We start from the raw sequence: 11,490 nt of genomic DNA, 5'->3' as shown, positions 1-11,490 counted from the left end.
GAATCATCATGACAACAATTTTGGTAACCGGCGGTGCCGGATACATCGCCACCCACACGGACATCGAGCTGCTCAACCGCGGCTACGACGTGGTATCCGTAGACAATTACGGCAATTCCTCGCCGGAGGCATTGCGCCGCGTCGAAGAAATCACCGGGAAAACCGTCGCCCGATACGACGGCGACGTGCGCGACGCGGCCCTGATGGAGCGCATCTTCAGCGAACACGACATTGACTGGGTGATTCACTTCGCCGGTCTGAAAGCCGTCGGCGAATCCGTGGCCAAACCCATCGAATACTATGACAACAACCTCTACAGCACCCTAGTGCTGCTCAACGCCATGCGGGCGCACGGCGTAAAGAACCTCATCTTCTCCTCTTCTGCCACCGTATACGGCAAGCCCGAGCAACTGCCGCTTACCGAAGACAGCCCCACCGGCGGCACCACCAACCCCTACGGCACATCGAAGCTGTTCCAAGAGCAGATGCTGCGCGATGTGGCGCTCGCCGACCCGGAATGGACCATAGTGCTGCTGCGGTATTTCAACCCGGTCGGGGCCCACGAATCCGGCAAGCTGGGCGAAGATCCCAAGGGCATCCCTGCCAATCTGACGCCGTACATCGCCCGTGTGGCGATGGGCATCCTGCCGGAAGTGCAGGTGTTCGGCGACGATTACGACACCCCTGATGGCACCGGCGTGCGCGATTACATTCATGTGGTGGATTTGGCGCGTGGCCACGTGGCCGTTGTGGATCACGTCAGCGAGCCCGGCGTGCACACCTACAATCTCGGCACCGGACACGGTTACTCCGTACTGGAAGTAATCAAGGCATACGAGCGTGCCGCCGGGCATCCTATCGCCTACCGCATCAAACCGCGCCGTCCGGGCGACGTGGACGCCTGCTATGCGGATGCGAGCAAGGCGCGCCGCGAACTGGATTGGCAGGCGGAGTTGACCATGGACGATATGGCGTCTTCGTCGTTGCGCTGGCAGCGCGAGCATCCCAACGGTTTCCGTGGGGAGTAGTGACGCATGCCGTTGCGGCTGAAATGTTGGTATTGAATACCGCAGCGTTGATATGCCGTGCGTATGCGGTGTCAACAACGAGGTTGGCATCGCACACGGTGAGCGTGTGATATAGGGCGTGCTTCTGTATCACAGGCTTCGGCAAACCGGCTGATATACGTTGCAATCAGAGGGAGGAGGCGACGTCCAGCGGGTGCTGGATGAAGTGTTTCCCGTGCGAGGGCGCACGGTTGACGAAGCACGGGCCGCAATGTGGCGACGTGTGTGGATATCGAAAGGACAATACTTATGGGAATACGCATGCATGCCGTATGTAAAACAGGCATTGCGGCAATAATCGCAGGTGTCATGGCATGTGGAGGTTTGACTGCCATGCCAGCTGCGGCGGATGAAGTGGCAACGGCAGGATTCCACCAGCAGGCTGCGACGGTGAGCCGCCCTGCAACCGTGCCAAGTTTGGACGGGTGGAAGGATACTTCTGGTGTATGGACTCTTGGACAAGGCAGTCGCGTAGTGGCGAGCCAGGAAAGCGAGCTTAGTCGTGCGCAAATGCTGTCTGAGGAGCTTACGGCATTCGCCGGGTTCTCGGTGCCTTCGGCAACTGGCGTTTCCAATGATAAGGATGTGGTGCTGACGCTTGACGGTTCGCGCAGCTCGACGTTGGGTGACGAAGGCTTCACGCTGTCCATCGGCGCATCTGGTTTGCAAGTGATTGGCGCGACGGATATTGGTGTGTTCTATGGCACGCGTGCGGTGTCGCAGCTGCTGCGTCAGGGGCAGTTGACCTTGCCTGCGGGCGAAGTCACCACCGTGCCGAAGTACAAGGAGCGCGGGGCTACGTTGTGTGCCTGCCAAATCAATATTTCCACGGATTGGATTGACCGTTTCCTGGAAGATATGGCCGACAATCGCCTTAATTATGTGTTGATGGAGATGAAGCTCAAGCCGGAGAGCGAGAATACAAAGAAGGCGGAGACATGGTCGTATTACACGCGCGATGATGTCAAACGCTTCGTGCAAAAGGCCAAGCATTACGGCATTGAGGTGATTCCGGAAATCAACTCACCGGGTCATATGAATGTGTGGTTGGAAAATTATCCCGAATATCAGCTGGAAGATAAGAACGGGAAAAAGCACAGCGATCAGCTTGACATCAGCAATCCGGAAGCCGTGAAGTTCTATGAGACGCTGATTGACGAGTACGACGGTGTGTTCGATACGGATTACTGGCATATGGGCGCCGATGAGTATATGATCGGCTCTTCGTTCAGTAACTATCCGAAGTTGCAGGAATGGGCGAAGCAAACTTATGGAGAGAATGCGACGCCGAACGATGCTTTCACCGCGTTTATCAACAACATTAATGACTATGTGAAGGCAAAGGGTAAAAAACTGCGCATCTGGAACGATGGCATCGTGAACACTCAAGTGGTGAAGCTGAACGAAGACATTGTGGTCGAGTATTGGGATGCCGGCAATTCGCGTACGCCTCAGGATTTGGTCAATAGCGGCATTCATGTGATGAATGCTTCGGGCGCCTTGTATTGGTCGCGTTCCAATACCAGTTTTACGGTAGACGTGCCGGGTTTGTACAACAACAAGCATTGGAATGCGGGTACTTTCGTGGGCAACCATCAGATTGATCCTGACAGCCCGCATTTGCTGGGCGCCAAGGTGTCGATTTGGCCAGATAATTCCGATGTGCAGACCGAAAACGAAGTCGAACAGCAGATTTTCTATGGCATTCGCTTTATCGCGCAGATGACGTGGTCGGCGTCGCGTCCGTGGGAAAACTGGAATGGGATGAAGGCGGCGGTCGATTCGATTGGCAAGCCGTTGGCGAACCGCAGGTACGTGTACCAGCCTGTGGCGGAAGGCACGTATGAAATTCCGCAGTTGGATGCGGTGGCGAAGGGGCCGTGGCAATTGGTGGCCACGCCTGACGGCTACTATCAGATGCGCAACGTTGGGCAGGGAACCTGTCTCACCCTTGACCAAGGCGTGGAAGGCGAGGGGTTAGTGCCCAAGCATTTGAGTGTAGTGACTCAGGTGGGTGCCCGTCCTCGACTGACGACTTGCGAGGATGTCAGTGTCACATGGGAGTCGGGACGTGATGCGGCGGCAGCTCGGCGCAACGTGCAGAAGTGGGAGATTCGCCAGGGCACACACGACGGATACACCATTACCTCGGCATTGACGCAGCAACGTTTGGCTGTTTCCACCGGCAAGGAACAGCATATCGATGTGACGACGATGCGTGGGTTGGGCTTGGCTCCCAAGACTGGCGAAATCGCCCAGTTCCCGCCGGATTTGGTAGGGGAGAATGCTGAATTCACCCTGAATGAAACCATGGGGGTGCGCACTTCGGTAAGCGCGAGCACGGTTTCGCCATCCAAGCCGGTGGATATCACCGTATATGTGGATGCGCCGCACAGCCAGAATTCTGGGGTGGTAACGATTACGCCGCAGGTTCCTGAAGGGTGGAAGGTGCTGCCTGGCAAGGTTTCCTTGCAGTCGATTCCGGCTGGAAAAACCGCTAGGGCGATATTCCGTGTGGTGAACACCACTGCGATGGGCGCTGCCTCGATTGCGTTTACGATTACGACTGAGCGTGGAATGACAATGAGCGCAGCGGTGCCGTTGCAGGCTTCTATGATGATTGCCGCGACTACTTCGGACCCCGTCGCGAATTCCGAGGAACATCAACAGGAAGACGGCAGTGTGACCCGGGCGTTTGATGATGATCCGAATACGTTCTGGCATACCGCGTATTCCACCGTGGCTAATCCTCCGCATTGGGTGAGTTTCAAGGCATCCACGGGCGGCAAGCGGCTTACGGAAGTGTCGATTCTGCCGCGTCAAGATAAGAAGCAGGGCATTATCAAGGATTACAAGCTGTATGTGGTTGCGGCTGGTCAGGCGGGTACGCAGACCCGTGCTGCCGGAGAAAGCAAGGCTCCTACAGATTGGGGCGTGCCGGTGGCGCAGGGTACGTTGCCGTGGACGCAGGATTGGCAGACCATCACGGTGCCGCAAACCGTGCCTACCGGTGACGTGTGGGTGAAGGTCGAGGCCGATAGCATGTATCTGCTTGATGGCGGCGACGGCGAGGGGGTGTCGTATGCATCGGTTGCGTCGTTGCGGGCACTGGTGCCCGATGCGCCGATTGAACTCACTGAACCGCAGCAGCCTACGGATAATCCGGTGGCTACGGAGGAAGGTAACAATCCGGGCGGATCGACCAACCCCATTACTCCTCCTGCAGGAACGCCGTCTGCAGATCCATCGCCTAGCGCAGAAGGGAGGCAACCATTGCCGCCGACCGGCGCTTCTGTGTGGGCGGCAATGATGACGATTGTGGCCTGTGCTGCGTGTGGCGGTGTCATTGCGTCGATGCGTCGTCGTGGTGTGCGACGCTGATGAGTTCCATGTTGCGATGTCAACTGCCAGGTCATTGATGTCGTAGCGTCGATAACCGCGGGTATGCAGCAGGGGGCGTCGGCTCAGCAGAACCGACGCCCCCCCTGTCATGTGCCGTCGTGCACTATCGAATGCTGGGGTTATATGTGCATAAGGCAAATAGAGTAATGGTGGGGAGTCGAGACAATGGTGTCTGTTCCTGTGCCAATATCATCGGTCGTGTATCAGCGTAAAGCATTGCAATACTTCTGACGACGATGCGGCGAAACCTAGGCGGAGAGGATGTGATGATGAAGAGGAATGCAATGGAGTGTTCGGCGTATTCCGTGCCATCAACCGTAGCTGCGGGCAAGGTTGCTCGCAATGGACACCGATTACATCGCGGTGGTGTCCTGCTGCGACTGTGATTGCTGGTTTTTGGAGGGCGGCGTGGGATGGGGGCGCAACGTGCGCAGCAACCGCATGGCGTCGGCAGGTTTCATGGTGGGCAGATATGCCTGTACGACGGCAAGGGAAAGCTGCGGCAATTTTGCGGCGTCGGGATAGGCGATATAGACGGTTTCCTGCGCTGGCTGGAATTTGCGTTTGAAACGGTACAGCGAGTGGAATCCATAGGCAGGTTCGAGAATGTTCGCCATAGTGCGCAGCATGGCGCGTAAGGCCATGGACATGGTGTCGTCTGGCTGTTCGTCGTCGGTGCCGGCCAACGGTGCTGCGGAAAGGCTCATGAACTCTACGGTGCCTTCGTCTCGCAGCCGTTCGGCCATACGGGCAATAAGCAACTCCATGACGCCATTGAAACTATCGGTTCGATGGCGCATGAAATCCAACGTCCATCCAATGATATGACCATCCCTCCAAGTAGGTAGCCAACTGGTGACGCCAATCACCGTACCTTCGGCATCCACCGCGTACAGCAGCCGCACCCGAGGGTCTCCAAGCTCTTCGAGTCCACCGAGCGTGAATTTCATCTCCGGTAATGCCTTTTCGCCGACCCATTGTTCGGCGATGTCACGAATCTGCACCTGGACATTAAACGGAGCTTCGCGATAGGTGGTCATGACATCGGTGATGCCCTCACGTTTGGCTTTATTGATGGCGGTTCGCACATCCTGCCATCGCTTGCCGGTGGTGTGCCATTGGTTGGGGTCAACTACCATCTCCGTACCTACTGCAAGGCTGTGCCAGCCTTGAGAAGCAAGCCAATCACGTTGGTGCGCGTGGATGCTATAGAAAGCAGGCGTCCACGAATTGGAGGCGCAGAATGTACAGAACTGCCGCAGATCGTCGTCCCATTCGTTCGGGTCTCCGAACGGTCCGGTGATGGTAAGCGCTACTCCATGGCTGACACGGTAGGCGATGGCCGATCGCCCGGAAGCGGAGAACCAGTATTGGTTGCCCTGCCATGTCGCCATGAATGACATGGATTCGCCACCCATTGCAATGATTTGGTCAGCATGTCGATGCTCGGCGTCATGCATGTCATGCGCATCGATGAGACATTGCCGAATTGCCCACAGTACGATGATCCACAGTGCTAACGGGAGACTTTGATGGACAAGCCATGCCGTGCGTGTGGTGGGGATGAACAGCGGTTCGACGGGGGCGAATGCCCCGATAGGCAGAACCCGTTGCAGGAAATCCACCATGAGGTCGGTGGTTGACGGTCGGGGGGTGAAGGCATGGGCTGATTGTGTGCCGTACAGGGTGTACCCCATTAGCAATACGGCCGATGCAAACAAGACCGTGATGCCGTTGCGCGCCAACACACTCGGTTCCGTACGGCGGTCGAAATATCGCATCAGCATGGCCAGTGCGGCAATCGACATGGCTGGCATTACCGCACATGCGCCCCAGGCGTGGATTGCCCCATGGCGGAACAACGAGGATAACGAATGGTCCAAATACCAAGGATAGGCGATATAGAACAAGCCGGTAAGCACAATGGTCGCTGAGTTAAAGACGATGCAAAGCCATGCGGCGACTCGTTTGCCATGATAGAGTCCCCAGGCAATGAGCAGGAGCGCTGCTGCCGGCAAGATGGCGGTGACCCAATTTGAGGGCATCGATACACGCAGCAGTTGGTATTGAGCGAAACAATTGTGAGCGTGCGGTTCCTGCAGGCAGGCAACCACATGATCGAAGTCGAGGGTGTTGGGGCCAACCAAGAGTCCCAGCGCGCTTAATGGGCCGACCGGTTGACGCGAGCATACGGCGATGATTGGGCCGACGGCCTGTACTGCGGTGGCGAATGCCAGCAGTCGGCGTGTTTCCGTGAGCGTACCGTGGGAGATGCTGGGATAGGAAGTATGTTCATCTGCCATGAGATAGCCGAGCAAGTGTCCCAGCATCGCCGTGCACAGCAACACCGCATCTCCGGCTTCGGCGCGGTAGAGAAATAAAGCGAGAATGATGGCATAGCCGATGACGCGGATGCGTCGGCGCCACAATACCGACCCGAATGCGCTGGCACACATCATTGAACCGATGGCTAAGGGCAATGGTCCCAAGATTGTGCCGTGGTGCGAGACAATGGCCCATAAGCGATTATGGTGTGTAAGCGCTGCAAAAAGACCCATGCCGGCGGCTAATCCGCCTAGTGTGCTGATCAACGACACCCACGCGGTTTTGACGCGTCCGATACGCGACTCGGCCAAGGTGGTGGCGACGATGAGCAGCGGAAGCTCGAGCATAAGGCGGGACGGCCGTATGGTGATGAGCGAGAGTGGAACACGGTACCATTGTCCCGAAGCCAGAGACTGGAAACTCAGTCGTGACTGGGGCAGTACCGCGGTGTGCAGGCGCAATGCACAGTAGATGTACATAATGAGATTGACGGCCAGCAAGGTCGTCGCGACAGCTAGGGTGAGTGGGTGACGGGTTATCCATAGCCGGACGACGCCATTGCGTCCGTCGTGCGTAGTAGTCGCAGCGTTGCTGGAATCAGTCATGCGATATATCCTTACTTTTCGGTGTCATACGTCGTCGTATCGCCCGCTGGGGAGTTGCTGACCGGCAGTCGATGCAAATCGGGGAAGTCCTTGAGGGAGGGGGGTGCGCCGGAGTATCCCGCTTTATGCATGAATACGGGTATCGCGTAGCGGAACGTTGCTCGAACACTATGCCAATCGTGTCCATATCGGGCCGCGGTGAGCGTGGTAACGTTCATCCCGGCAGTCTGCGCGGTGGGGGCTATGGCCTGGATGTGCTGCTGCCCTGTGGAGTCGCGTTCGCCGGCGGCCATGATGAGCGTCTGCGTCGAGGGGGCGTGGAGGCGAATTGCGTTGACGGGAATATGCGCGCGATAATCGGCGGTGTTGCCGTTGAAGAAGCTCCGGATCATGTCGTCAGGAGAGCCGTTGGAGGGTCCGAGTTCGCTTCCTACGGCGATCATCATGCCGAAACGATGCGGATACGTCGGTCCGATTTGCATGGTGCAGGTGGCTCCTTGGGAGAACCCTCCCAGCGCCCACTGGCTGGCTTGGTCGGCAACGGGTAGATGGCGCATAATCCATCGGGGCACGTCGTGTGTAAGGTAAGTTTCGACGTTTCCGTAGAGCGAGGAATCGACGCATAAGGTGTTATGCCAGTCGTTGCCCAATTGGTCGACGGCAACGACGATGGGCGACAGTCCCTTATGAGCTGCGGCGTATGCGTTCATGATGGACGGAAAATGTCCGGCCGACATACTTCGGTTCGGGCTTCCGGGTTGCCCGCTCAGCATGATGAGCACCGGTAGTGGTGGGCATTCGCGCTGCAATGCGGCTGGGGGAACATATACCACGGCTTGGCGGGGATTGAATCGTGGGTCAGACGAAGGGATGGATACGGTTCCTACCATACCGGTGCGCGCGGTGGCATGCTGCGCGTCATGCCGCTGCCGCCATTGCTTGAGCGGTACCGTGTGTGTGGCGATGTCTTGCAGTCGCAGTGCCTGGTATGGCGATCGGCCGAAGAGGGATCCAAGCGTGGTGTATTCTCCGTAGGCCATGTTGATGGACAGTGCCGATGTGAGGAGCGCACAGGGTATCACAGCCGCGGCGAGGATACGTTGCCAGCGGCGTTGCGCATGGAGGCGCAGTGTGCATATGCCGAGGGCGACGAGTGCAAAGGCGATGCCGACGAATAGCGGTGTGGAAGGTTCCAACGGTACGCCGAACAAGACGAAAACGTCGGAAATCAGCCAAGTAATCGTTGCTCCGGCGGCTCCGCTGGCGACAACAGCAGACAGCGCCGTGATGCATCGGCGCGCGGCATGAGGGCGTGTGGGCGACGTGCGCAACACCGTTGCGGCCGTATGCGACGTACAATATACCGCGCATATTGCAGTGACCGTTATGAGTGCGAAAGGCAGCCAGCCGGAGACAAGAGATATGTCGAATATGCTGCGCGCCATACAACCTTCCTTGCGATTGCGGTATGAGATGGGGCCGACGATGGGTATCGTGCAGGTCAGTGCGACAGCAAGTGATTGTATCACGATATGCAACACTTGGCAGTAGTTCGTGTGGATGATATGGAGGTACCCTGCAAGTGCCGCGGATCCGGCCGCTTTGTCGCGACCCAATCCATATCTGCCGGTACGGGGGAAGGCCGGACGCTAGTCAAACATCACGCCATCGCGTTGCGCCAAAGCTTTTTGTTCTTCGAACCACACGCGTTCGGCGGGATTGATATCTCGGGCTTCCAGCAGCTTCTGATAAATCGGATACAATACGTGCAGTGCCGGATACATGGCGTATAACGTGCGCTCCGACTTATGGGTACGCCGATGGTCGGGATGTGCGTCGAACGTATTCTTGAACCGGTTCATGTAACTGTGGAACGACGACGGCGACGAATGCATGCGGCGAGCTGAAATACCACATATCATATTCGGACAGTACACGGTTTTCATACCACGTGCCAGCAAATGCAGCGAAACGTCAATATCCTCGTGCATCACGTCTTCTTCGTCGCGGCATACATCGTGCGCGATGGCCTGCCAAGCGATGGTGCGCAGCGCCATATTGGAGCCGAACAACAGCACCTGTCCGTTGTCGACCCGGTACGTGCGGCGGCGCACACGGTCGTCGCCGCGTAGACTGGCCTGCCGGGCCGGCATGTCGTAATACGACACAGGGCCGGTTGCCGCCATCGCGCGAGGGTCGTCGGCAAACACCTTGGCCACGACCTCCACCCAGTCGGGTTTCAGCATGCAATCGGCGTCCACGCGCCCCACCACATCGCCGGTGGCGGCGTTCAACCCCATATTGCGCGTAGGAATAAGACCTTGTTCGGCATCCTGACGCAGCAGCCGCACCTTCGCTTGCGGATGTTGCGCGATGAACTGTTCCACCAAAGCGACGGTGTCATCGGTCGAACGGTTGTCCACCACAATGATCTCATGCGCCGGCACTGACTGGCGCGTAGCATTGGTCAGGCAGTCAACGATGCGATCATGCTCGTTGAACGCGGGAATAACCAAAGAGACTGCGACCATGCCTATAGAATAGATGGGCGTACGTACACAGCACACCGCATAGAATGGAAACCATGACGCAGCAGACTCAACCTGACGAGCAGAAAATTGATTTGGCTTCGGTCTTCCCCTCCAAGGGTGATTCCCGCCGTCCCCCGGAATGGTGGGGGCGAGCGTTGCTATATACGGCCATTGCCGTGTTCCTTGCATACTTTGTGTGGGTGTCGTGGGGCAAAGTGTCCTATGTGGTGTTGGATGTGGTGATTTCCGTATTCCTTGCACTGGCCATCGAGCCGCTGGTGTTGGCGTTGGTCAAGCATGGCTGGAAGCGCGGCGCAGCCACGGCGGTAAGCATGTTGGGTCTGACGGTGCTGGTTGTGGGAATGCTTGCGTTGTTCGGCAATCTCTTCGTCCAGCAGATGATTTCCATGGTGCGCTCGCTGCCGACGGTGTATGCGCAAATCGTGGAAGCGGTGGAACGTTCCACTGATTTTAAAATGCCGGAAATCACGAGTTTGGGCGGGGAGATTTTCAAGAACATCCAAACGTCGTGGGTGACGAATTTCGCCGGTCAGGCGTTGGACACCGCTATGGGCGCATTGGGGTTCCTGTTGAATCTGCTGACGGTATACATGGTGACCTATTACGTGTCTGCTGCCGGGCCGAAAATGCGGCGCAGCCTGTGCCAATGGCTGGGGCCGGGCACGCAGCGTCGTTTCCTCATCGCCTGGACCGTGGTGCAGGATCAGATTTCCAGCTTCTTGTTTTCGCGTACCATCCTGGCGGCGTTGAACGCATTCTTCATGGCGATCTTCCTCGAAATCATCCATGTGCCCAACTGGCTGCCGCTGGCGCTGTTCTGCGGCGTGGTGTCGCAGTTCATTCCCACGGTGGGCACGTATATCGGCGGTGCGTTGCCGGTATTGTTCGCGTGGACCAGCAACAGCTTGATGTATGCCGTGTTCGTGCTCGTGTATATCGTGATTTACCAACAGATTGAAAACTTGGTGCTGTCGCCCAAGATTTCGCAGCGTACCATGGATTTGAATCCGGCCATTGCCTTCCTGGCGGTGCTGGTGTTGGGTGCGCTGTTCGGGGCATTGGGCGCGTTCTTGGCGCTGCCGGTGACGGCGAGCCTGCAGGCGATTTTCAAGATGTCCACCAAGCGTTACGCGTTGGTGGATTCGCCGTTGATGAGCGATCCGCTACCGGAACGCAAGTCAATGGTGGTGGAAAGCGCCGAAGCGTTCAGCGAGAAGGTGATTCGTCCGGTTGCCGACCACATGCCGCGTGCGGCGAAGGGGTCAAGCAAGCGCGTGCGGGTGAATGAAGAATTTGAGCATCTGCTCAATGAAGCTTTCCGCCGTGATGGCGAGTCGTCGAATATGCGCACGTCGCAGGATTTGGATGAGTCCGCTACGGTGGCGATTCCGCAGGGCACGCTGATGCGCGGCAATGTTGAGACGCAATCGCAGGATGCGGATGACGCGCAGAGCAATCCGCGCAGCCAGTGGCGCTGATAGTGGCGGTGGGGACAATAGTGGTGCTAACGGATGCGTCTGCGACGCTATGCGGCGTTGT

The 11,490-nt window shown here is 57.5% G+C and carries 6 protein-coding genes; 3 read left to right on the top strand and 3 right to left on the bottom strand.

Features of this window, described 5'->3' with window-relative positions; all coding sequences use genetic code 11:
* Positions 1-8: 8 nt before the first annotated feature.
* Together galE and AC1AWK_RS05775 are read left to right on the top strand one after the other, a co-directional pair.
* Positions 9-1,028 (top strand): UDP-glucose 4-epimerase GalE, encoded by a 1,020-nt coding sequence (gene galE / locus AC1AWK_RS05780; RefSeq protein WP_476568904.1) that lies wholly within the window; start codon positions 9-11, stop codon positions 1,026-1,028.
* Between the two features lie 348 nt (positions 1,029-1,376).
* Complete coding sequence (locus tag AC1AWK_RS05775) at positions 1,377-4,448, top strand: family 20 glycosylhydrolase (RefSeq protein ID WP_476568902.1); 3,072 nt, start codon at positions 1,377-1,379, stop codon at positions 4,446-4,448.
* Between the two features lie 374 nt (positions 4,449-4,822).
* Here AC1AWK_RS05775 and AC1AWK_RS05770 read toward each other — a convergent pair whose 3' ends face one another.
* The 3 genes from AC1AWK_RS05770 to AC1AWK_RS05760 form a co-directional block, all read right to left on the bottom strand.
* Entirely contained in the window at positions 4,823-7,399 is a 2,577-nt protein-coding gene (locus AC1AWK_RS05770) for a bifunctional lysylphosphatidylglycerol flippase/synthetase MprF (RefSeq protein ID WP_476568900.1), read from the bottom strand.
* Between the two features lie 11 nt (positions 7,400-7,410).
* Complete coding sequence (locus tag AC1AWK_RS05765; RefSeq protein WP_476568898.1) at positions 7,411-8,844, bottom strand: alpha/beta hydrolase; 1,434 nt, start codon at positions 8,842-8,844, stop codon at positions 7,411-7,413.
* Between the two features lie 204 nt (positions 8,845-9,048).
* Positions 9,049-9,930, bottom strand: a complete 882-nt coding sequence (locus tag AC1AWK_RS05760) for a glycosyltransferase family 2 protein (protein WP_476568896.1) — start codon at positions 9,928-9,930, stop codon at positions 9,049-9,051.
* Positions 9,931-9,983: 53 nt separating this feature from the next.
* Between AC1AWK_RS05760 and AC1AWK_RS05755 the strand changes: the two genes are divergently transcribed.
* Positions 9,984-11,429: an AI-2E family transporter gene (locus AC1AWK_RS05755; RefSeq protein ID WP_476568894.1), complete on the top strand. Its 1,446-nt coding sequence runs from the start codon at positions 9,984-9,986 to the stop codon at positions 11,427-11,429.
* Positions 11,430-11,490: the final 61 nt, after the last annotated feature.

The sequence above is a fragment of the Bifidobacterium sp. LH_491 genome (assembly GCF_056356495.1).
The sequence above is the reverse complement of the archived record's forward strand: the minus strand, read 5'-3'. Positions and strand labels throughout refer to the sequence as shown.

Excerpts from the sequence above, each read along its gene's own strand:
- AC1AWK_RS05755 (WP_476568894.1), top strand. The coding sequence starts at position 9,984 with ATGACGCAGCAGACTCAACCTGACGAGCAGAAAATTGATTTGGCTTCG.
- AC1AWK_RS05770 (WP_476568900.1), bottom strand. The coding sequence starts at position 7,399 with ATGACTGATTCCAGCAACGCTGCGACTACTACGCACGACGGACGCAAT.
- AC1AWK_RS05760 (WP_476568896.1), bottom strand. The coding sequence starts at position 9,930 with ATGGTCGCAGTCTCTTTGGTTATTCCCGCGTTCAACGAGCATGATCGC.
- AC1AWK_RS05765 (WP_476568898.1), bottom strand. The coding sequence starts at position 8,844 with ATGGCGCGCAGCATATTCGACATATCTCTTGTCTCCGGCTGGCTGCCT.
- galE (WP_476568904.1), top strand. The coding sequence starts at position 9 with ATGACAACAATTTTGGTAACCGGCGGTGCCGGATACATCGCCACCCAC.
- AC1AWK_RS05775 (WP_476568902.1), top strand. The coding sequence starts at position 1,377 with ATGGCATGTGGAGGTTTGACTGCCATGCCAGCTGCGGCGGATGAAGTG.